General features: G+C 72.2%; 17 protein-coding genes. 8 read left to right on the top strand and 9 right to left on the bottom strand.

Features of this window, described 5'->3' with window-relative positions; translation table 11 throughout:
• Positions 1–112 precede the first annotated feature (112 nt).
• The 3 genes from ADK86_RS02280 to ADK86_RS02270 form a co-directional block, all read right to left on the bottom strand.
• A complete protein-coding gene (locus ADK86_RS02280; RefSeq protein ID WP_030591400.1) occupies positions 113–322 on the bottom strand; it encodes a DUF397 domain-containing protein in 210 nt (69 codons plus the stop codon).
• A 201-nt stretch (positions 323–523) separates the two neighbouring features.
• Entirely contained in the window at positions 524–1,390 is an 867-nt protein-coding gene (locus ADK86_RS02275; protein WP_030591403.1) for a helix-turn-helix domain-containing protein, read from the bottom strand.
• Between the two features lie 482 nt (positions 1,391–1,872).
• The gene (locus ADK86_RS02270) at positions 1,873–2,637 is read right to left on the bottom strand and encodes a GOLPH3/VPS74 family protein (RefSeq protein WP_030370828.1); all 765 of its coding nucleotides are present in this window, start codon (positions 2,635–2,637) and stop codon (positions 1,873–1,875) included.
• 247 nt (positions 2,638–2,884) lie between these two features.
• Here ADK86_RS02270 and ADK86_RS02265 point away from each other — a divergent pair, with 247 nt between their 5' ends.
• Both ADK86_RS02265 and ADK86_RS02260 read left to right on the top strand, forming a co-directional pair.
• The gene (locus tag ADK86_RS02265; protein ID WP_053695009.1) at positions 2,885–5,794 is read left to right on the top strand and encodes a serine hydrolase; all 2,910 of its coding nucleotides are present in this window, start codon (positions 2,885–2,887) and stop codon (positions 5,792–5,794) included.
• A 297-nt stretch (positions 5,795–6,091) separates the two neighbouring features.
• A complete protein-coding gene (locus tag ADK86_RS02260; protein ID WP_234345654.1) occupies positions 6,092–7,411 on the top strand; it encodes a glycosyltransferase family 39 protein in 1,320 nt (439 codons plus the stop codon).
• Positions 7,412–7,499: 88 nt separating this feature from the next.
• Here the strand turns inward: ADK86_RS02260 and ADK86_RS02255 are convergent, their stop codons facing one another.
• The gene (locus ADK86_RS02255) at positions 7,500–8,264 is read right to left on the bottom strand and encodes an ArsR/SmtB family transcription factor (protein ID WP_234345653.1); all 765 of its coding nucleotides are present in this window, start codon (positions 8,262–8,264) and stop codon (positions 7,500–7,502) included.
• Positions 8,265–8,327: 63 nt separating this feature from the next.
• Here ADK86_RS02255 and ADK86_RS02250 point away from each other — a divergent pair, with 63 nt between their 5' ends.
• Positions 8,328–9,263 carry a hypothetical protein gene (locus tag ADK86_RS02250; protein ID WP_199834334.1) on the top strand — a complete coding sequence of 312 codons (936 nt, stop codon included), beginning with the start codon at positions 8,328–8,330 and terminating at the stop codon, positions 9,261–9,263.
• Entirely contained in the window at positions 9,260–10,168 is a 909-nt protein-coding gene (locus ADK86_RS02245) for an isocitrate lyase/PEP mutase family protein (protein WP_053695017.1), read from the top strand. The genes ADK86_RS02250 and ADK86_RS02245 overlap by 4 nt, the downstream gene beginning before the upstream one ends.
• Positions 10,169–10,182: 14 nt before the next feature.
• Here the strand turns inward: ADK86_RS02245 and ADK86_RS02240 are convergent, their stop codons facing one another.
• Positions 10,183–10,494, bottom strand: coding sequence for a hypothetical protein (locus ADK86_RS02240; protein ID WP_053695006.1), 312 nt, complete (start codon positions 10,492–10,494; stop codon positions 10,183–10,185).
• A gap of 326 nt (positions 10,495–10,820) precedes the next feature.
• Here ADK86_RS02240 and ADK86_RS02235 point away from each other — a divergent pair, with 326 nt between their 5' ends.
• Both ADK86_RS02235 and ADK86_RS02230 read left to right on the top strand, forming a co-directional pair.
• Positions 10,821–11,570, top strand: coding sequence for a hypothetical protein (locus ADK86_RS02235; RefSeq protein ID WP_078951717.1), 750 nt, complete (start codon positions 10,821–10,823; stop codon positions 11,568–11,570).
• Entirely contained in the window at positions 11,567–12,970 is a 1,404-nt protein-coding gene (locus ADK86_RS02230; protein ID WP_053695005.1) for a sensor histidine kinase, read from the top strand. Before ADK86_RS02235 ends, ADK86_RS02230 begins: the two co-directional genes overlap by 4 nt.
• Here ADK86_RS02230 and ADK86_RS40375 read toward each other — a convergent pair.
• The gene (locus ADK86_RS40375; protein ID WP_053695004.1) at positions 12,918–15,044 is read right to left on the bottom strand and encodes an esterase-like activity of phytase family protein; all 2,127 of its coding nucleotides are present in this window, start codon (positions 15,042–15,044) and stop codon (positions 12,918–12,920) included. The two genes, ADK86_RS02230 and ADK86_RS40375, sit on opposite strands and share 53 nt — an antisense overlap.
• A gap of 3 nt (positions 15,045–15,047) precedes the next feature.
• On the bottom strand, positions 15,048–15,623 hold the full coding sequence (locus ADK86_RS42945; RefSeq protein ID WP_053695003.1) for an effector-associated constant component EACC1: 576 nt from the start codon (positions 15,621–15,623) through the stop codon (positions 15,048–15,050).
• A gap of 197 nt (positions 15,624–15,820) precedes the next feature.
• Here ADK86_RS42945 and ADK86_RS02215 point away from each other — a divergent pair, with 197 nt between their 5' ends.
• Positions 15,821–16,396 (top strand): hypothetical protein, encoded by a 576-nt coding sequence (locus ADK86_RS02215; protein WP_053695002.1) that lies wholly within the window; start codon positions 15,821–15,823, stop codon positions 16,394–16,396.
• Here ADK86_RS02215 and ADK86_RS02210 read toward each other — a convergent pair.
• The gene (locus ADK86_RS02210; RefSeq protein WP_053695001.1) at positions 16,380–17,252 is read right to left on the bottom strand and encodes a helix-turn-helix transcriptional regulator; all 873 of its coding nucleotides are present in this window, start codon (positions 17,250–17,252) and stop codon (positions 16,380–16,382) included. The genes ADK86_RS02215 and ADK86_RS02210 overlap by 17 nt on opposite strands.
• A 152-nt stretch (positions 17,253–17,404) precedes the next feature.
• On the opposite strand from ADK86_RS02210, the gene ADK86_RS02205 reads away from it, so the two are divergent.
• Positions 17,405–18,223: an SDR family NAD(P)-dependent oxidoreductase gene (locus ADK86_RS02205; protein ID WP_053695016.1), complete on the top strand. Its 819-nt coding sequence runs from the start codon at positions 17,405–17,407 to the stop codon at positions 18,221–18,223.
• Positions 18,224–18,456: 233 nt separating this feature from the next.
• Here ADK86_RS02205 and recQ read toward each other — a convergent pair whose 3' ends face one another.
• Positions 18,457–20,538: a DNA helicase RecQ gene (recQ, locus tag ADK86_RS02200; RefSeq protein ID WP_107088397.1), complete on the bottom strand. Its 2,082-nt coding sequence runs from the start codon at positions 20,536–20,538 to the stop codon at positions 18,457–18,459.
• Positions 20,539–20,785: the final 247 nt, after the last annotated feature.

Genomic DNA, 20,785 nt, shown 5'->3' with positions numbered 1-20,785 from the left:
TGTGATGCGGTGTACGGATGGCGGCATGCGGCATGCGCCATGCGCCATGCGGTGGATCGGACCAGAAGGACACGAACGGAGTCCGCATCCGGCCCGGTCTGAACCGGTCGGCTCAGGTCAGGTCGTAGGCGCCTTTGCTCACGTCCGTCACGAAGGAGCTCCACGCGGAGGTGGCGAAGGTCAGACGCGGGCCGTCGGGGTCCTTGGAGTCGCGCACCGCGATGGCGGCCGACGCCGGGACGGCGATCTCGACGCAAGCGCCGTTGCCACCGGAGTACGAGGACTTAGTCCAGGAGAATGCGGAATTGGGCTGCATGGCCATGTTCACTCCGACTCGCTGTGAGGTGCACCGCGTTGCCGCGGATTCGGTAGTCCCGACGCTACGCGCCAACATCACGGAGGGCAGGAGCAGTTCACTCATCCGTATGGCATATTCCTTGATCTCTTCTCAAGGGCAGGGGCCCCGGTGTACGGTGCCGCGTTGCGCGCCGGAATCCCCGATTCAGCCGTCCTGACGCCCTGATCAGGCCATGCTGTCCGCGTGCTTCTTCGCCGCGGAGGCGATGAACTCCCGGCTCTGGTCCGCGCTGAGCGCCTGGGCCCGCAGGTGCTCGTACATGATCGTGTACTTGTGGACGTCGTTGGTCTTCTCCAGATACAGATCGCTCGTGACGCCTTCGATGTAGACCACGCTCGAATCGGCCGCGTCGTCGAATTCCAGGATCGAGAAGGTCCCCGACATACCGGCGTGCGCGCCAGCGTCGTACGGCAGCACCTGAACCGTCACATGCGGCAGGTGGCTGACCTCCACGAGATGGTCGAGCTGCTCGCGCATGATCAGGTGGCTGCCCACGACCCGGCGCAGCGCGCTCTCGTCCATGACGACCCACAGCCGCAGCGGATTGTCCGGGTGGTTGACCCGTTCCTGGCGGCGCATCCGCACCTGGATGCGTTTTTCCAGCTGCTCCTGGGTGAGCTCCGGCACCGTGCCGGGAATGACGGCCTCGGCGTACCCGGGCGTCTGGAGCAGGCCCGGTACGAGCAGCGACTCGTACACCCGCAGCGAGGCCGCCTCGGTCTCCAGACCGATGTAGACGCTGTACGGGATGTCGCCGAACGCGTGCCACCAGCCCTGCTGCCGCGAATCCTTGGCCATCTGCATCAGCGAATCCACCACGCGGTGGTCGTCGACCTCGTAGACCCCGCACAGATCCCGGACGTCCCGCTGGCTGATGCTGCGGCGGCCGTTCTCCAGACGGCTGATCTTCGACTGCGACACGAGCAGGCGCTCGGCGACCTCCTCGGCCGTCATGCCCTTCAGCTCGCGGAGCCTGCGCAGCTCCTGGCCCAGCCGGCGACGCCGGACGGTGGGATTGATGTTGGACGCCACGGGACGTGCACCTCCGGCTCCGTACTGCTGATTTCTCCTGCTCAGCAGATTGCCATCCCAGGTCGGCACAGCGCAGTGGAATGGACACACAAGGCGAGCGGACGTACGCACGCGGTGGCGGCCCTTGCGTACCCACGCGGCCCCGGCCCCGGCCCCGGCCCCGGCACGGGCGCGGGGTGGCGCGCCGGCCGTCGTCCGGAACGGCCGGCCCGCCACCCCGCGCTTGCTGCGGCTCCCGAACGGGACTGTGGGGACAGTGGTGCTGTACTGCGGGTCATGCGGTGATGCGGGTCGAGCGGTGGTGCCGGTCGTCCGGCGGTGTCGCGGTGCCCCGCGCGCCTGCCGTCAGGTGCGCCGGGTGTACGCGGTGCGGCTGATGCGCCCCCGCGCGGTTGGTGCGTGGTGGATACGTGGTGTGTGTGCGCTCTGCGATGTGCCCGTGTCGTACCCGGATTTCCGTCAACGCCCGCTGACGCGGGACGTCAACGCGCGCCGACGCGGGCCATCGAACCGTGCCGTGGCTGGACCGGCACGCCCGCCGGCTCCGCCGCGACGCGGCTCGCGGGCTGCCGGCCCGCTCCCGGCCCGGAGGCCGTCGCCACCGGTGCGCGCCTCGGCTGCGCCGCGACGCCGTTCTGCACATCCATGACGGCATGTGCGACCAGCCCGCCCATCGGGTCGTGCCGGATCAGGTCCCGGAGGCGGGAGCGCGAGGAGCGCCCCTCGTTCCCGGGATACAGATGCTTGCCGAGGCCGACCGCGTGGGCCAGCGCGGCGAGCGCCGCGGTCCGCGGGTCCGGCGGTACGCCGGTGCGGATCGCGCTGTCGAGCCGGGCCTTGATCTCCCGGCTGATGGCCGTGTCCGTCGCCTGGTAGCGAGTCGTCGGCAATACCCCGCACATCTGGCCCGCCACGGCATGCACCATGCCGCACCGCTCCAGGTGCGTGAGATACGTCTGGCGCAGCCCCAGCCGGGGCCCGCCGATCCAGTGGACGGCGCGCACCGGGCTGCCGCGGCGTCGCAGCAACTCGAGCGCGGAGTCCAGAGTCGGATCTCCGGTCGGCCGTGGCAGCACCACGGCGATACGATCCCCGTCTGGGGCTATCCGTCCGGCCAGAGCCAGCTCTACTAGCTGGGCCCCGGCCAGACCGAGGTCGAGCGACTGCGGCTGCGCTGTGGTTCCCGTTGCCGGGTCCAAAGCGAGCAGCAGAAGCTCCTCCGGAATTGTTCTGCGGCTCCTGCCCATCCATGCCTCCCCGCGTGGATGAATGACAGGGTGACCCCTCTCACATTCATCTGTCGAGAGTGCGTGGGGGGTTAGGCAGGGAACCTGTAGGTATGTCGTTCTCGTCTAGCTGCTTGGCGACGCCTCTTGTGGGGCGGGGCGCCCATCGTTTCGCGTGGCGGTGCGGACGTGCCTCGCGGACACAGGACACTTGGGAACACTGGGCCAGACAGAGCGCGACGTATCGCGACGTGTGAAGGAGACATAGGTGGCGGGCGAGTCCCCCGGCAAGCCGGAGCAGAAGCAGTCGTCGGGGGAGACGGCGGGGAGCGAACGCGACCCGCGACTCGCGGTCTTCCGAGAGGCGCCGAGGCCGGACGAGAAGGCCGGCGAGCGCGGCGAGAGGGCCGGTAAGAAGGGCGGGAAGCCCGGCGGCGAGGGTGCCGCCGACGGGAAAGCCGATAAGTCCGACAAGGCTGACAAGACCGGTGGGGCCCGTAAGTCGGGTGCGGCCGGTGTGGGACGTACGGCGGACGAGGGCACCGCTGGCGGGAAGGACGCCGCTGACGGCAAGGCCGACGCGGACGGCGTGGGCCGTGACGCGCGGCTGCGCGAAGCGGTTGCCGCGTGGGTGGCGTCGTCGGACGAGGAGGACGGCGAGAGCGCGTCGGGCGACGGGAGCGCGTCGGACGGCGAGAGCGCGTCGGACGGTGACGCCGGGGCCGGAGCGAAGCCGGAGTCGAAGGTGGAGCCAGAGTCGAAGCCGGATAACCGTGCGAAGGATGAGGCGGCTGAGGCGCCGGTGACGAAGGCGTCGGCAGACGCCGGTACGGCGGCGAAGAAGACCTCCGAGGGCACGGCGAAGGGTGCGGCGACGGACGGCGCGAAGGGCGCGGCCGAGGGTGCTTCTGGGGGCGCTTCCGCGGGCGCGGACAAGCGTGCCGCCGAGGACGCGCCTCAGGGCGCCTCTGAGAGCCCCTCCAAGGGCGGTGGCAAGGCTTCCGGCTCCGCTTCCGGCGACAAGGCCGGTGCCGGGGATTCCGGGGCGCAGAGCGGCGCCGAGGCCTCCTCCGCCCCCGCGGCCAAGGGCACTGCCGCTTCCGCCGCCGCGACCGAGGACGAGCCCAAGGTCGTGAAGCAGTCGAAGTCCGTCGACCAGCCGACCGCGATCTTCAAGGCGCCGAGCGCCGACGAGGCCGCGGGCAAGCCGGTCGACAACGCGACGCGTACGTTCTCGATCGCAAAGCAGAAGGGTTCGGACGGCGGTCCGGCGAAGCCCGCGAAGGACGCGGATACGGCCGGAAAGGCCGACGCGAAGGCGGACGCCAAGGCCGACGCCAAGCCCGATACGAAGACCGACCCGGCGCCCGGCAAGCCCGACGCCAAGCCGTCGGACGGTAAGCCGTCGGACGCGAAAGCGTCGACCTCCAAGCCGTCGGCCGACCAGCCGACCACGGCGATCAAGGCCGTACGTCCGTCCGGCGCCGCGGAATCGGACGGCGAGCGCACCAGCCAGTTCGTGGCGCTGAAGTCCACCGACCCGCAGCCGATCAAGCCGCCGCGCCCGGTCGTGACCGACAAGCCCGGTAAGCAGGGCAAGGCGGGCAAGCCGGGCAAGGCGGAGAAGAACGCCGCGAAGTCCGACGCCGCGAAGACCGACGACAAGCCCACCACCAAGGCGGCCACCGGCACGGACACGAAGCCGGCCGCCGAGCCGGACGTCGCCCCGGGCACGAAGTGGGGCGCGAAGGCGGCCGGCAGCGCCGGCGCCGACGCCAAGACCGCCACGCCCGAGGCGCCCGCCGGGGCGACGACCGGCACGACCGCGCCGCCCGGCGCCCTGCCCGACTCCGAGCAGACCAAGCAGCAGCCCCTCCCCCCGCTGGACCTGCTGGCCCAGCTGACCAACACCCCGCCGCCGCCCGAGACCCCGATGCGGACGGTCGCCCGCCGCTTCAAGATCTGGACCCCGGTGGTGGTCCTGCTGGCGATCATCTTCGTGGTCGTCCAGCAGGTACGGCCGCTGCCGGATCCGGCGCTGGCGCTGGGCGAGAAGACCTCGTACACCTTCGGGGGCAGCCCGTTCCAGATGCCGTGGCCCGGTCAGGGGCAGGCCGCCGCCAAGGTTGTGGGCGCGGGCAGCCTGGGCACGTACGGCGATGAGAAGCCGGTGCCGACGGCGAGCGTCGCCAAGATCATGACGGCGTACGTGATCCTCAAGAACCACCCTCTGGGGAAGGGTGAGGAGGGCCCGACCCTGACGATCGACGCCAAGACGGTTCAGGAGGGCAAGGCCGAAGGGGAGTCGACGATCAAGAGCCTCAAGGAGGGTCAGCAGTACAGCGAGTACAAGATGCTGCAGATGCTGATGATCCCCTCGGGCAACAACATCGCCCGCAAGCTGGCTCGCTGGGACGCCGGGACCGAAGCGAAGTTCGCCGAGAAGATGAACGCCGCGGCCAAGGACCTCGGCATGAAGAACACCACGTACACCGACCCCAGCGGTCTGAACCAGACCACGGTCAGCACCGCCGTCGACCAGCTCAAGCTGGCCGAGGAGGTCATGAAGCAGGACGCGTTCCGGAAAGTCGTCGCGATGCCCAACGCGGACAAGGGCCTTCCGGAGCGGCTCTTCAACAACAATGACCTCATCGCCAAGTACCCGGAGCTGAGCATCAAGGGCATCAAGACGGGCTCCAGCACGGCGGCCGGCGGCACGCTGGTGTGGGCGGCGTACAAGGGTGTCGGCGGCAAGGACCAGCTCATCCTCGGTGCCACGATGGGGCAGCACGTCAAGGGGCTGGACCCCAACGGAGGCAGCAGCCTGCAACTCGTCCAGCAGCGCACCAAGACGATGATCGAAGCCATCCGCAACGCCCTCACCTCCGCCACCACCGTCAAGAAGGGCCAGGTCGTCGGCTACGTGGACGACGGTCTCGGCGGTCAGACGCCCGTCGTGGCGACGAAGGACCTGGAAGCGATCGGCGTCCCCGGCCAGAAGATCGACTTCAAGATCGGTCCGGCCGAGGGCAAGTCGGTCCCGAACGAGGCGAAGGCCGGCACCGTCGTCGGCGAGCTGACCGTCGGCACCGGGTCCACCGCGGCCAAGGTGCCGGTGGCCCTGCAGAAGGACCTCGCCGAGCCGACCTTCGGCGCGAAGCTGACGCGTATCGGCTGAGCGAGCGCCAGCCGGCCGTACGACACGAGCCGCCGTCCACCGACAGGCCCCCGCCTGCCCGTGGGCGGCGGCTGTCGTACGGTCTAAGCGTGTCCGGACAGTCCGGCCCGGCCCGGTGGAGCGGAGTCCGTCATCGATGTAGCGCAGACCGCGTACGCGTCCCCCGCGCGCGCCCGAGGTGTCTGGGCGTCGCGGGGGGCCGTCGCGCTGTTTCCGGCGGCGCTGATGCTTGTTACGGGGCTGTGGGGTATCCGGCGCCAGGGGAGTATGTGGCGTGACGAGGCGGTCACGTATGACATGGCGCACCGGACCCTGGCGGAGCTGTGGCCGACGCTCCGGACCGTGGATGCGGTGCACGGCCTCTACTACGTCCTCATGCGCGGCTGGTTCTTCGTCTTCGACGGGGGTGTGGTGGCCCTGCGGCTGCCGTCCGTGGTCGCGATGGCGGCGGCCGCCGCCGGTGTCGCGCTGCTGGGCAGGCAGCTGGCGGGGCGGCGGGCGGGGCTCTTCGCGGGGCTGGTCTTCGTCCTGCTGCCGATGGTGCAGCAGTACGCGCAGGAGGGCCGCTCCTACGCGATGGTCTGCGCGCTGGTGGTGTGGTCCACGTACCTGCTGGCGCGGGTCGCCGCCCGTCCGGGCAGGCGCCTGTGGGCGGGCTATGGGGCGCTGTCGCTGGCCGCCTGCCTGATGCACGAATTCGCCGTACTGGCCCTGCCCGCGCACGGCGCCGCCGTCGTCCTGTCCGGCCTGCCGCGTGCCGTCCGTCGGGCCTGGTGCGTGGTGGCGGGCGCGGTGGTCGCCGCACTCGTCCCGATGGCGCTGTTCAGCATGGGGCAGTCGGAACAGCTCAGCTGGCTGCAATGGCCCAACCCCGTCCAGCTCGGCACGTTCATCGCCCTGGTGCTGGGCGGCCTGCTCTGCTCCCGCGCCCCGGTCGCCCGTGCGGGCGTCCAGCGGCTGCGGCTGCGGCCGGTCGCGCTGCCGCTGCTGGTGCTGCCCACGGCGCTGCTGGTGCTGCTCTCCCAGCTCAAGCCGATGTACGTGGACCGTTACGTCCTGTATTACGTGGCCGGCTTCGCCCTCCTGGCGGGCGCCGCGCTCGACTGGGTGCTGCGGCCGGCCGGCCGGCGCGGCCAGACCCGGCGCCGGCTGGTGTACCGGTCGGTGGCGCTGGCCCTGGTGCCGGCGCTGCTCATCCCCGTCAACGTCTTTCTGCGCAGCCCGCAGAGCCGCACGGACGACGCGATCGCGGTGACCCGCGCCGTCGAGGAGCTGTCGTCACCGGGCGACGGGCTGCTGTTCCTGCCCTCCCGGCGGCGGGTGTGGGCGGCGGCCGACCCGCACGAATTCCACCGCCTGCGGGACCTGGCCCTCGACCGCAGCCCGGTCGCCTCGCACACCCTGTACGGCACGGAGCTGACCGGCGACCGCATACAGGAGCACATGATGCAGACCCGCCGCATCGTCGCGGTCGGCGACGCGAAGGGCCAGCCGCTCGACGACACCGACCAGGAGATCGCCAAGCGGACGGCCTTGCGCACCGCCTTCCAGGTCTGCGCGACGCGGGAGCTCACGGGGGCGCGGGTGACGTTGTATGCGCGGCCGGGGTATTGCTGAGGGGCTTCTTGCAGAAGCGCTGCCCTACAGGAGCGTCGCCTTACAGGGGTGCTCCCTTGCGGGGGTGCTCCCTTACAGGGGTGCTGCCTTACAGAAGCGCCGCCGCCTCCGCGTCCAGCCCCAGCAGGTCGCCCAGGGCCTCCGCGCCCGCCGGCGTCAGCCGTACGGCACGGCCGCTGCCGATGCGCCGTACCCACGCCCGCTCCAGCAGCTCCGTACACAGGCGGGCGCCCGCGACGCCTGCCAGGTGCTGTCGCCGCTCGGTCCAGTCCAGGCAGCCGCGGGCCGTCGGGCGGCGGCCCGCGCGCAGTGCGGCGGCGTCGGTGCCGAGGGCTTCGGTGAACCACGTCCGGCCCGTGCCGGTGAGCGCGAAGCCGCTGTCCTGGTCGAGCAGGCCGCGTTCGGTCATCGCGTCGGTGAGGGCCACGCCCAGGCGCCCGGCCAAGTGGTCGTAACACGTACGCCCGCGGGCCAGCGCGGCCGAGGCGTTGACGGCGCGCAGCCCGCGCGGCGGGGCGGCGGGCGGGTCGAGGTGCGCGGTGAGAACTTCGAGCAGTTCGGCGACGCGGGGGCTCGCCAGCTGCACGTAACGGTGGCGGCCCTGGCGCCGCTCCACCAGCAGCCCGCCCTCGGTCAGCCGCGTCAGGTGCTCGCTCGCGCTGGACGGCGCCACCCGCGCGTACGCGGCCAGCTCGCCCGCCGTCCAGGCCCGCCCGTCCAGCAGGGCCAGGCAGAAGGCGGCCCGGGTACGGTCCGCGAGCAGGCCCGCGAGGCGCGCCAGCCCGGCGCTGTGGGCCGCGCCCGCGTCCGATGGCGCTGGTGACCGTTCCTGTGCCCGTGCCTGTGTGGTCATGGGTTCATTGTGCGCGGTCACGTTTCGGCCGGGCCCGAAACGATCCGGTCCTACGGTCCAGCCATGCGGACCTCGGATGACACACAAGCAGAGGTGGGCCCGGGCGCGCTCACCGACCCGGACTGGGTGGTGCCGCCGGTGCCCCAGGACGTACCGGAGGGCGGGATGGCCTGGCTGCGGGCGCGGGTCGCCCGCTTCAGCAGCGGGGAGGCGCACGTACGGCGCCGGGCGCTGGCGGTCGGCCCGCTCGGCGGCGAGGACGCGGCCGACGCGCTGCGCGACGCCGCACGCGTACGGACGGAAGCGTTGCTGGAAGGGGTGGGGCCGGGGACGGTGGACGTGATGGCGCTTGTGGCGCGCGTCGTGCCCGTCGAAGTGCTTGCCGATTTCGTCGGGCTGCCGGTCACGGCGGAGACAGCCGGGCTGGTCGGGCACGTCGCCGGTGCGTACCACGCGCACGGCGTGACCGTCCCGGCCGCCGACCGCGCCCTCGCCCGGCTCGTAACGGTGTGCGGCGGTACCTGGGACGAGGCCACAGCGGCCCGGATCGGGCTGCTGGTGCAGGCGTACGACGCAACGGCGGGACTGATCGGCAACGCGGCGCATCGAATGCTGTCAGGAGACACAGGAGATACAGGGGGTACAGAGGGCACAGGAGGTACGGGGGATACACCGGAGGGTTCCGCCGGGTCCGCTGCCGATACCGTCACCGCCTGGCTCGACCAAACACTGAGCACCGACCCGCCCGTACGGGGCACCTTCCGGGCCCCTGCGCACGGCGGTGATCCAGTACGGATCGCCCTCCTCACGGAGGACGGATCGCTCGCCTTCGGCGCCGGCCCGCACGCCTGCCCCGGGCGCGCCCACGCCCGGGCGCTCGCGGCCGGAGTGCTGGACGCGCTGCTCGTACGCGGCTGCCGCCTCGTCCGGCCGGATCTCGCGTACGAGCCGTCCGCGAATCTGCGGGTGCCGGTGCGGCTGGAGGTGACGTGCGCATGAGCACGGAGACGAGCACGCCGACGAGTGCGCAGACGGACAAGTCGGCGAGCGCGGAGACCGGCGCACCTGTGAGCGTCGACCGTACGGCCCTGACCCGTACCTTCCACGCCCTCCACCACCGCGACGCCCCGCTCCTGCTCCCCAACGCCTGGGACGCCGCCTCGGCCGTCGCCCTCGCCGCCGCGGGCTTCGCCGCGATCGGCACCACGAGCCTGGGCGTCGCCGCCGCCCTCGGTGAGCCCGACGGGCAGGGTTCGGCCCTCGTACGGGACGCCACGCTCGCCCTCGCGCGACGGCTGGGCAGCCGTCTGGCCTGCCCGTACACGGTGGACATCGAGGGCGGTTTCGGTGGCGGTCCCGAGGAAGTGGGGGAGCTGGCGCGCGAGTTGGCCGGGGCGGGTGCTTCCGGCGTCAACCTGGAGGACGGGCTGCCGGGGCGCGCGGGGGACGGCCCGCTGGTCCCGGCCGGGCAGCAGGCCGAGTTGATCCGCGCCGTCAAGGCGAGCGCGCCGGGGCTCTATGTCAACGCCCGTATCGATACCCACTGGCTCGTGGTGGACCCCGCCGCGCGGCCGCTGGACGAGACGCTGGGCCGTGCCGAAACGTATCTGGAGGCCGGGGCGGACGGAATCTTCGTACCGGGGGTCGCCGACGAGCGGGCCATCGCCACGCTCGTCGCGGCGATCCCGGCACCGCTGAACATCCTGTACGCGCCGGGCCGCCTCCGCCTCGGCCGCTTGGCGGACCTGGGCGTACGGCGCGTCAGCACCGGTTCGCTGCTGTTCCGTTCGGCGCTGCACGCGGCGGTCGGGCTGGCCGGGTCCGTACGGGCGGACCAGCCGGGCCAGGACGGTGCCGGGGTGCCCGGTTACGGGGAGGTGCAGCGGCTGGCGGTCCCGGAATGAACGGTCGGGCGGGCTCAGCCCTGCTGCGTCTGCCGCCGCCGGTGCACCGTGAGGCCCACGCCCGCCGCGCCCAGCGCACCGGCCGCGCCCACGAGTCCGCCCGTCGGGAGCTGGCCGATCCGCTCGGCGATCCCGACGATGCCGTCCTCCGGGAGTACGGCGGACTTGCGGCCCATCGCGTGCGAAACGGTGGTGCCGGAGGTGTGCGAGGCGCCGGCGTCGGAGGCGTCGGCGGCGAACGCGCCGCTCGCCGGGAGGACCAGAACGGCTGCGACACCGGTCGCGACGGCGGCGGTACGGATCACGGAGTGGCGCTTGGCCCGCATGGGACTGCTCCTCGTCGAGGCGGTTTCCGGCCGCCTTAGGTCTGCTGGGTTCGTCGTGCGTGGATCTGCTGCTGCGTCGTGCCCGCGTCGTGCTGGCAGAGATCAATCTACGAGGCGTGTTTCACGGCGATCCGTAGGTTGTGTAACAGCCTGGACCCGCTCTGCGGGCAGTGATGTCACGGGCACGGGCGTGACCGACCGTCCTCACGCCCCCACTATGGGTAACTTTGTCTCGTTACGTGCAGATGTGTCCGTACCGAGGAAGCGTGTCCGTACCGGGGAACGCCCCGTGCGGGCTCCCGTGGCGGGAAAGGTGGTGGTGGGCCGTGCGGCGCCGGATGCTCTCGGTGGTGGTGCCGCTCGTGGCGCCGCTGCCGCTCGCCCTGGCGGCGGGCTGCGCGAATTTCACGGGCCTGCACGACGACGGGCGCGCGCGGAACGTGAAGGCGCCGCACGCCCTGTGGGCGGACCGGTCGCCCTCGCCGCGCGTCCGGGAGGAGGACCCCGGCGACCAGCGCGCCGTGCCGGGCGTCGCCCGGGTCCCCTCCGGCGACATGAAGGACACCGACCCGGCGGCCGTCGTCCGCGCGGACCACGTGGCGGACGGGGGACGGCCGCCCGCCGCGGACGCCGTACGCAGCCCGGCGTACCACGATCTCACCGACGACGGGCGGCCCGACCTGATCAGCGCCGTCGACCTGGACGGGCGCACCAGTGAACTGCGCGTCTACAGCGTCCGGAACGCCGTGGTGACCCGCGTCCTCGCCCTGCGCGCCGTGCTCGCGGGCGTCGAACTGGCCGCCGGGCACCTCTCCGTACGCGAGCCCACCAAGGACCCGCGCTACGTCAGCGTCACCGACTACGTCTGGGACGGCGGCCGGATGGGCCTGTGGGACCTCACCCTGGACGACTACCGGACCCCGCAGAACCCGCTGCCCACCACGGCCCCCGGCCCGCCGAAGAGCCCATCGCCCGGACCGTCGCCCGGACCATCGACAAGCCCGTCGAAGAGCCCGCCGCCGAGCCCTTCGCCGGCCTCCAGCACACCCCCGCCCTCCCCCGGAGACCGGCTGTGACCCGCCCGGCCCTCTCCCTCCGCTGGAAGATCGCGCTGACCGTCACGGCGGTGTGCTGCGCCGTGGCCGCCGTCCTGGGCGTGCTCGTCCACAACGCCGTCGCCCGCCAGACCGTCGGCCAGGTGCACAAGGAGACGCTGGCCGACCTCGACGAGGCGCTGGAGCTGTACGAGTACGGCACGTCCCGCGAAGGGCTGAACTCCGTGCTCGACCCCGCCGAACTGCCGCCGGAACTCCGCACGTCGGTGCACCACGACCGGCGCGGCAGCATGGTCGGCACGTATCAGGGCAAGCGCGTCATGTGGGCGGCGGCGCCGGCCGGTGACCAGGTCATGGCGGTCTGGTCCCCGTACGAGAACACCCGCCGCTCCCTGGAGAACCTGGATACGGCGATCTTCGGCTCGGCCGTGCTCGCCGCCACCGCCGTCGCCCTCGCCGGGCTGTTCCTCGCCCACCGCATCAGCCGGCGGCTGGGTACGACGGCCGCCGTCGCCCGCCGTATCACGGCCGGGGACCTGGACGCGCGGGTCGGCGACGAGGGCCGGGGGCGGCGCCGGCCCGCGCCGCAGGACGAGGTGGCGGCGGTGGCCGCGGCGCTGGACTCGGTGGCCGGTTCGCTCCAGGGCCGCCTCCAGGCCGAGCAGCGCTTCACCGCCGATGTCGCCCATGAGCTGCGCACCCCGCTGACCGGCATCCTCGCCTCGGCCGAGCTGCTGCCCGAGGGCCGCCCCAAGGAGATGATCAACGACCGGCTGCGGGCGCTGCGCCGGCTCACCGAGGACCTGCTGGAGATCTCCCGCCTCGACTCCGGCGCCGAACGCGCCGACCTGGCCTCGTACGAGCTGGGCGCACTGGTCCGCAGTTCGGTGCGGGGCATGGGGTTCGACACCGAGGTACGGGTCGTGCGCGAAGCGGTCGTACGGACGGACCGCCGCCGGCTGGACCGCATCCTGTGCAACCTCGTCCTCAACGCGCACCGGCACGGGGAGCCGCCGGTGGTGGTGACGGTGGACGTACCGGGCGGGGCGTCTGTCGCGGCAGCCGAGGGCGAGAGGGCCGAGAGGGCCGAAAATGAGGTGGCGTACGGCGACGGGCATGCCGCGGTCCCCGTCGTGGAAGTACGCGACCACGGCCCCGGCTTCCCGGACGCGCTGCTGCACCGCGGCCCGCAGCGCTTCCGTACCGACGCGCCCGGCCGAGGCAAGGGCCACGGCCTCGGCCTGACCATCGCGGTCGGGCAAGCGGCCGTCCTGGGCATCGGGCTGAGCTTCACCAACGCGCCGGACGGCGGCGCGCGGGCCGTGCTCCGCCTTACGCCGCCGCCGGAGGAGCCGCCCGCCGCGTCGCCTACCCGGCCGCCGGCCGGCCCACCCGGACAGCGAGGGCGTACACCCGGGTGATCTGGTGCGGGCTGTTGTTGTTGTCCGAGACGAGGAACAGCGGCAGCCGCCCCTTGTACGGGCCCGAGGCCAGCGGGGCGGTGCCGAGCGCCATCCCCTCCGCGTTCTCCAGCAGCGGGTTCAACTGCGGCTGCGCGGCGGCCGAACCACCCCTCGGGCACGTCACAAGATCGACGGGCTCCCACTTCTTCGCGAACGCGTCGACCGGCTCGGACTGCAACGACTCGACCTTGGACACGTCCTTCGCCCGGCTCAGATCGGCGCCGAAGATCCGCACCGCGTTGCCCTGGCCCTCGGCGTGATTGGTCTCCAGGACCAGCAGCCGGTCGCCGCCCAGCGCCACCAGCTCCGACACGCGCAGCCCGGCCGCCGACTGGTAGGCGTACTGCCTGTCCGGTACGTACCTGCCGCCGGGCGTCCCCTTGAAGCGCTGGATGCGCAGCAGGCCGCGGCCGCGCGCCTTGCCGTCGCGAAAGAGCGGCGCCTCCAGGCCCGCGTACAGATACCGCCCGTCCGGGGACGCGCCCAGCGCTTCCAGGTTCTCCGGCCCCGCCCACCTGACGAGGTTGTGCGGCAGCTCGATACGGCCCAGCTCCGCGCCGTCCGACACCCGGAACCTGCGGATGGACGGGCCCGCCTCCGAGGCGACCAGTACGGTGCGCCCGCCCTGCTCCAGGACCAGGCCCTCGCCGTCGAAACGGCCGCCGCCGGTGGGGTGGAGGGTGCGCATGTCGACGGCGCGGGCGGCGGGCGGGGAGGCGCCGGTGGTGCCGAGGTCCAGTCCGAAGATCCGGCCGGGCGGGTTGTCGGCCAGCGCCCAGGCGCGGGACGGGCCGGACATCGCCAGGCCGGACAGCCCGTCGACCGGTACGGCGGCCTCGTACTCGACACCGTCGAGGGCGTCGCTGTGGCCGATCAGCGCCACGTCGTCGGAACAGTCGCCGGAGGACGGCTCCTCGTCCCGGGACTGCCACCACACGAAGGACGGTACGGCGACGGCCGCCACACACAGGGAGGCGACCAGCCCCCGGCGGCGGGTCCTGCGCTTCCTCGCCTCCCGCTCTTCCTCCTCCCGCTGCCGCTCCAGTTCCCGTTCCCGTTCCCGGTCCGTCGCACCGTCCCCCGGACCGCCCGCCCCTGCGGTCGCGGCCTGACCGCCCTGCGGTACCTGGGGTACGGGCCGCGCCGCCCGGTTCCGTACGAACGGCAGCTTCTCGATGCTGTTCTGGCTCTGCTGCTGGGGCAGCGGCCGGTTCTTCGCCCGCAGCGCGCGGCGGACTTCGCGGTAGATGGCTTCCAGGGTGAGGTGGGTGTCCGGCCCGTTCGCGTCCGGTGGCTCATCAGGCTCCGGGGACGCGGCCTCCGGGACCCGGCCAGTTGCCTGCGCCCCCGGAATGCCCTCCCGCAGCACCCGCAGGAACTCCCCGGTGAACGCCGTGTACTCCTCGCCCTCAGGAGCCAGCGCCTCGACGTTCCACGGCGTCGAGGTGAGCAGGTACGAGACGCCCTCCATGCTGTCCATGCCCTCGAACAGGGCCTCACCGAGCCGGCTGGACGCCAGCTGCGTGGCCGCCGCGGTGGACATGGCGCCACCCGCCATCGTCCCGGCGGACATCCCCTTGATCACGCTGCCGCTGTAGCAGCAGTCGAGGATGACGATGCGGAGCCTGGGCGGCGTACGGGTGCCGAGTACGCTGCGCAGCCAGGCGTACGGGATGCCGCTGTGCAGCTTTCCGGCCTCCGTACCGGGCAGCGTGAGATACAGCCCCTCCTGTTTGGAGTCGAGGAAGCCGTGCCCGGCGTAGTAGACGATCAGCGTGTCCTTCGCGGTGTGCACCGCCTGCTCGACCGGCCGCAACGCGGCGGTGATCGTCCGCGGGTTGAGCACCACCCGGCAGTTCCGCTTCGGCATGCCCCCGATGGTCCGGTCGGTCAGTGCGGCCCGGAGCGCCTTGAGGTTGTTCCGCACGGCGGGCAGCTGCGGCAGGCTGGTGTACGAATCGACGCCGATGATCACGCAGGCCGACTCCGCGGGGTTGAACACCGGGTCGGGATAGCCTCCGTTGTCTGTCATGGGTCAGTTCCTGGGGCGGGGGGTGGTGGCCGGGGCTGGGCTCGGGTTCTGGTTCGTGTCCGGGTTCGGGTTCGTGTCCGGGTTCTGGTTCGCGTCCGGGCTCCGGTTCCCGCCCGGCGACTGGTGCGGCTCCGGCTCGTCCGGCACCTCTGATTCCTCCGGCTCCGCCGACCTTTCCGGCTCCGCCGACCTTTCCGGCTCCGCCGACCTCTCCGGCTCCGCCGGTTCCTCCAGCCGCTCCAGCTCCGCCAGCGCCCGCAGGATGCTCCGCGCGCCGTCCGTGTCCGCCGTGGCGAAACTGACCCGTACGCCGTTGCGTTCGACCGTCATCTTGGGGCGTGCCGCGTACGCCCTGCGCCAGCCGTCGATGGCGATGGCGAGGCTGCTGAGCTGGAAGGCGCTGTCCACGATCAGCTGCACCGCCTCGAACCCCAGCCCCATCTTCCCTGGCTGCGTCTCGCGCGCCCGCAGCGAGACCCGCGCGCTGCGGCCGACCGCGGGATCGTCCGCCAGCCAGTCGCACAGCGACCGCAGCTCCCGGTCGCTCTCGGCATCGTCCAGCCTGACCTGAATGCTCATTCGTCCCCCATGTTGCTGTCCGGCCTCGTGCCAACTCTCGCCCCATACCCCGCCGCTCCGCCGGGATTCACGGAATGGTGGGCGTGCTCCGGGCGGCGATGCATCCGAACGGGTGGGAGTGGTCGCGGAGTTGACGCGGCCGGGCGCGTCACCGGAACCGGGTGTCTCCGGCGGCCCCGTCTGGCAGGATCACCTCCATGTCGAACGTTTCATCGAATACGTACACCTACACCCGTGTCGGGGCGATCCTGCACGAGATCGGCATGGTGACCGAGGAGAAGATGCGCAGCGTCCTCGAAGAGGCCGCCAACTACGCGGACGAGGAGATCGACCACTACGAGGCGGCGAGCGCCCTGGAAGAGTTCGGTGTGGCGGTCTCCGTCCACGCCGACGACATCGACTCGATCTACTACGACTACGCGGACCTGATGGAGGCCGCCGCCGAGGCCGCGGGCGGCCGGGTCGCCATCACCAACGTGCGGCTCGTCGAAGGCGAGGGCGACTTCGAAGGCGGCCGGATGGACACCCTGACGTTCGAACGGAACGGCACGCCCATGTCCATCGACGCCGACCACCTCGCGGACGACTACTACGACCAGGGCGCGGCCTGCGAGGCCATCGCCGTGACGGCCCACGAGGACGACCCCCGCTCCTGGCGCGAAGTCGACTTCGCGCGCGAACCGCACCGCGGTTACGACAGCATCATGGTCCTGGCCACGCCCGAGCAGGCGCGGGCGCTGGAGGAGCGCCTGGGGTTCACGTTCCCGGAGTAGCCGGTACGTCCATGCGCTGCGTCCCGATGACCGACAGCAGCCGCAGCGCCTCTTCCGACGGTGAGCCGGGCGCGGCGGTGTAGATGGCGACCTGCTGGTCCCGGTCCGCGATGTCCAGGACGTCGCAGCTGACGGTGACGGGGCCGACGAGCGGATGCTCGAACGTCTTGCAGAGGGCGGGCCGGGCGGCCACGTCATGGGCGGCCCAGAGCCGGGCGAACTCCTCGCTCCCGGCGAGGAGTTCATCGACCAGGCCGGTCACCTCCGGTGAGTTGGGGTAGCGGGCCGCGGCGGCACGCAGGTGCCGGGCCGCCGACCGGGCGAACTCGTCCGCGTCCGAGACGCCGTACAGCCGCCGGCCGTCCACGTACGGGCTGAGGAAGGCGCGCCGGAGGAGGTTGCGGTCCCGGCGCGGCAGCGCGGAGAAGTCCTCCATCAGGGCGGCGGCCAGGTCGTTCCAGGCGATGACCTCGTACGTCGCCGACAGCACGATGGCCGCGGCCTCCGGCAGCCGCTTCAGCAGGTCGACGATGCTCTGCCGCACCTCCCGCGAAGGGCCGGGCGGGGGACCGGGCGGGGTGCCCGCGAGGTGGTGGAGGTGATCGCGTTCGGCGTCCGAGAGGCGCAGCGCGCGGGCGAGCTGGGCCAGCACCTCGCGGGAGGGGTGCGGAGCGCGGGCCTGCTCCAGGCGCGCGTAGTACTCGGTCGAGATGTACGCCAGCCGCGCCACCTCCTCGCGACGCAGCCCCGGCGTGCGGCGGCGCGTCCCGGCGGGCAGCCCCACCTCGGCGGGCGTGAGGCGCTCGCGCCTGCTCCGCAGGAAGCCGCCCAGCTCTTGTCGTACTCGTCGATCCACCCGACCAGTGTGCGCGGGGGCGCGCCACCCATCCAGGTACTGGCGGTGCCTGGATGGCTGCTCAGCCAGGTACTGCCTGTTCCTGGATGAGCGGCGCGCCCCCGCGCAGGCTCGTCGGCATGAACGACACACCGACCGTTCCCGGTACCCCCATGCCCGCCACTTCCACGCCCGCTTCCCCTCTGCCCGCCACCGCCACGTCCACCGCGGCCGTGGGCCTGCTCGCCGACAAGGTCGCCTTCATCACCGGTGCCGGGCGGGGCATCGGCGCCGCCTCGGCGCGGCTGTTCGCCCGGGAGGGCGCCCGGGTGCTCCTCGCCGCCCGCACCGAGCACCAGCTCAAGGCGGTGACGGAGGAGATCCGGGCGGCCGGCGGCACCGCGGACTACGTGGTGTGCGACCTGGCCGACCCGACGAGCGTCCGGACCGCCGTCGACCGGTGCGTGCAGCTGTACGGCCGGCTCGACGTGGCCTTCAACAACGGCGCCACGGGTCAGCCGCCCGGCCCGATGGACCAGCTGTCGGAGGCCGACTTCGACCATGTCTGCGCCGTCAACCTCAAGGGCCCGTGGCTCGCCATGACCGCGGAGATCGCCGCCATCCGCGCCACCGCGCGGTGCGGGGCCATCGTCAACACCTCCAGCGTCGGCAGCCTGATGGGCAACCCCCAGCTGCCCGCGTACGGCGCCGCGAAGCGGGCGGTCAACAGCCTCACCGAATCGGCGGCCGTCACGTACGGCCCGGAGGGCATCCGCGTCAACGCCATCGCGCCCGGCACCACGCTCACCGAAATGCTGCACGAGTGGGACGAGAAGTCCCCCGGCACCATCGACCACCTCAACGCACAGACCCCACTGGGCCGCCCCGCCGCCCCGGAAGAGATAGCCGAAGCCGCCGCCTGGCTCCTGAGCGACCGCTCCTCCTACGTCACCGGGACGGTCCTCCGGGTGGATGGGGGGATGTGGGTGTGAGGGGGAGGGGTGAGGGTGAGGTGAGGAGTGTGGTGGGGGCGGTTCCGGGCCGCTTCGGACCGTACGCCCCCGGTCTGAGGGCGTACGGGGCTGGTGCGCGGGCTCGCCCCGGTCTGAGAGCGTACGGGCCGCCCCGGACCGTACGGTCCCGCTCCGACCTGAGGGCTTACGGGTCCGCCCCGGCCCGTACTGGCCCACCCCGGCCCCTACGGTGCAGTGCGGGCCCCCGCCCGTCACTCCTCCTCGAACGGCGGCTCCCCCCAGTCCGGTTCGTCCCAGCCCAGCTCATCGATGAACCCAGAGCCCGAACCATCGGCGGCCGGCGCCCCCACCGCAGGCGCACCTGCGGCCGACGCGCCCCCAACCGGTGCCCCCGAGGCAGCCGCCCCCGCGGTACCCGCCCCCGAAGCCGGTGCCCCAGCGGCCGGTGCCCCCGCGGCAGCCCCACCCGCCGCCGACGCACCCTGCCCCGCCAGCACCTCCAAGATCTGCTCGCCGTACTTCGCCAGCTTGTTCTCGCCCACGCCGTTCACCGTGCCGAGCGCGGCCAGGCTCGACGGGCGGGCCGTGGCGATCTCGCGCAGCGTGGCGTCGTGGAAGATCACGTACGCCGGCACGCCCTGCTCCTTGGCCGTACGTCCCCGCCAGGCCCGCAGCTCCTCGAAGACCGGCACGGCCTCCTCCGGCAGGTCCACCGGCGCCGCGCGCCGCCCCTTGGCCGCCTTCGCGGCCTTGGCGGCCTTGGCCGTCTTCTCCGGCTCGCGCCGCATCGGCACCTCGCGCCGCCCCCGCAGCACCTCACCGCTCTCCTCGGTGAGCACCAGCGTGCCGTAGTCACCCTCCACCGCGAGCAGCCGCTGCGCCAGCAACTGCCGTATCACGCCCCGCCATTCGGCCTCGCGCAGATCGCTCCCGATCCCGAAGACGCTCAGCGTGTCATGATCGAACTGGATGACCTTCGCGGTCTTCTTCCCCAGCAGGATGTCGATGATCTGCCCGGCGCCGAACTTCTGCTTCCGCTCCCGCTGCAACCGCACCACCGTGGAGAGCAGCTTCTGCGCGGGGACCGTGCCGTCCCACGTCTGCGGCGGCGTCAGACACGTGTCGCAGTTCCCGCACGGGCCGCTCTCCTGCCCGAAGTACGCGAGCAGCCGCACCCGCCGGCACTCCACCGTCTCGCACAGCGCCAGCATCGCGTCGAGGTGCGCCGACAGCCGCCTGCGGTGGGCGTCGTCGCCGTCCGACCCGTCGATCATCTTGCGCTGCTGGACCACGTCCTGGAGCCCGTAGGCCAGCCACGCCGTGGACGGCTGGCCGTCCCGCCCCGCGCGCCCCGTTTCCTGGTAATAGCCCTCCACCGATTTCGGCAGGTCGAGGTGGGCCACGAACCGTACGTCCGGCTTGTCGATGCCCATCCCGAACGCGATGGTGGCGACGACCACCACCCCGTCCTCCCGCAGAAAACGCGCCTGGTGTTCCGCGCGCGTCCGCGCTTCCAGGCCCGCGTGATACGGGAGCGCCGTGATCCCGTTCTGCACCAGGAATTCGGCGGTCTTTTCCACCGAGGCGCGCGAGAGGCAGTACACGATTCCGGCGTCACCGGCATGCTCGGTGCGCAGCAATTCCAGCAGCTGCTTCTTCGGGTCGCTCTTGCCGGCGATGCGGTACTGAATGTTCGGCCGGTCGAAACTGGCCACGAAATGCCGGGCACTCTCCATACCCAGCCGCGTGGTGATCTCCTGGTGCGTGGCCTCCGTGGCCGTCGCCGTCAGCGCCATCCGCGGCACCTCGGGCCACCGCTCGCGCAGCATCGACAGGGCCAGGTAGTCCGGCCGGAAGTCGTGGCCCCACTGCGCGACACAGTGCGCCTCGTCGATCGCGAACAGGGAGATCTTGCCCCGGTCCAGCAGGCTCAGCGTCTGCTCCACGCGCAGCCGCTCCGGCGCCAGATACAGCAGATCCAGTTCCCCGGAGAGGAACTCGGCCTCCACCATCCGCCGCTCGTCGAAGTCCTGCGTGGAGTTCAGGAAGCCGGCCCGGACCCCCAGCGCCCGCAGCGCGTCGACTTGGTCCTGCATCAGGGCGATCAGCGGCGAGATCACCACTCCGACCCCGGGCCGCACCAGTGCCGGAATCTGGTAGCAGAGGGATTTCCCGCCGCCGGTCGGCATCAGTACGACCGCGTCGCCACCCGTTATGACGTGCTCAATGATCGCTTGCTGTTCCCCGCGGAATGCGTCGTAACCGAATACGCGCCGCAGCACGCCCACCGCGCCACTGGCGTCGTCCACCGTTTCCCCGGCCCCGGGAGCCATCTCCACCTCGCTCATGCCAGCAGCGTACGAGCTATCCCGCCACCCGCGCTCAAGCCTGTGGATAACTCGGCGCGGGACCGGCCGCCTCTGCTACTCCCACGCAGCTCGCACAGGCGGTGCGGCCCAGCCCGCCCTGGCAACCCCGTACAACGAAATCCACCACCCAGCCGTCTCACAAGACGACGAGGAAGACCACATAACGCCATGCGCGATTCCGGCAACACTCCGCCCCCGCCCGGCCGCACTC

The sequence above is a fragment of the Streptomyces sp. NRRL F-5755 genome (genome assembly GCF_001279365.1).
Classification (GTDB): domain Bacteria; phylum Actinomycetota; class Actinomycetes; order Streptomycetales; family Streptomycetaceae; genus Streptomyces; species Streptomyces rimosus.
This window is presented reverse-complemented; position numbering and strand designations above follow the sequence as displayed.

Excerpts from the sequence above, each read along its gene's own strand:
- ADK86_RS02255 (WP_234345653.1), bottom strand. The coding sequence starts at position 8,264 with ATGACCACACAGGCACGGGCACAGGAACGGTCACCAGCGCCATCGGAC.
- ADK86_RS02250 (WP_199834334.1), top strand. The coding sequence starts at position 8,328 with ATGCGGACCTCGGATGACACACAAGCAGAGGTGGGCCCGGGCGCGCTC.
- recQ (WP_107088397.1), bottom strand. The coding sequence starts at position 20,538 with ATGGCTCCCGGGGCCGGGGAAACGGTGGACGACGCCAGTGGCGCGGTG.
- ADK86_RS02245 (WP_053695017.1), top strand. The coding sequence starts at position 9,260 with ATGAGCACGGAGACGAGCACGCCGACGAGTGCGCAGACGGACAAGTCG.
- ADK86_RS02270 (WP_030370828.1), bottom strand. The coding sequence starts at position 2,637 with ATGGGCAGGAGCCGCAGAACAATTCCGGAGGAGCTTCTGCTGCTCGCT.
- ADK86_RS02215 (WP_053695002.1), top strand. The coding sequence starts at position 15,821 with ATGTCGAACGTTTCATCGAATACGTACACCTACACCCGTGTCGGGGCG.
- ADK86_RS02280 (WP_030591400.1), bottom strand. The coding sequence starts at position 322 with ATGGCCATGCAGCCCAATTCCGCATTCTCCTGGACTAAGTCCTCGTAC.
- ADK86_RS02205 (WP_053695016.1), top strand. The coding sequence starts at position 17,405 with ATGCCCGCCACTTCCACGCCCGCTTCCCCTCTGCCCGCCACCGCCACG.
- ADK86_RS42945 (WP_053695003.1), bottom strand. The coding sequence starts at position 15,623 with ATGAGCATTCAGGTCAGGCTGGACGATGCCGAGAGCGACCGGGAGCTG.
- ADK86_RS02260 (WP_234345654.1), top strand. The coding sequence starts at position 6,092 with ATGGCGCACCGGACCCTGGCGGAGCTGTGGCCGACGCTCCGGACCGTG.
- ADK86_RS40375 (WP_053695004.1), bottom strand. The coding sequence starts at position 15,044 with ATGACAGACAACGGAGGCTATCCCGACCCGGTGTTCAACCCCGCGGAG.
- ADK86_RS02240 (WP_053695006.1), bottom strand. The coding sequence starts at position 10,494 with ATGCGGGCCAAGCGCCACTCCGTGATCCGTACCGCCGCCGTCGCGACC.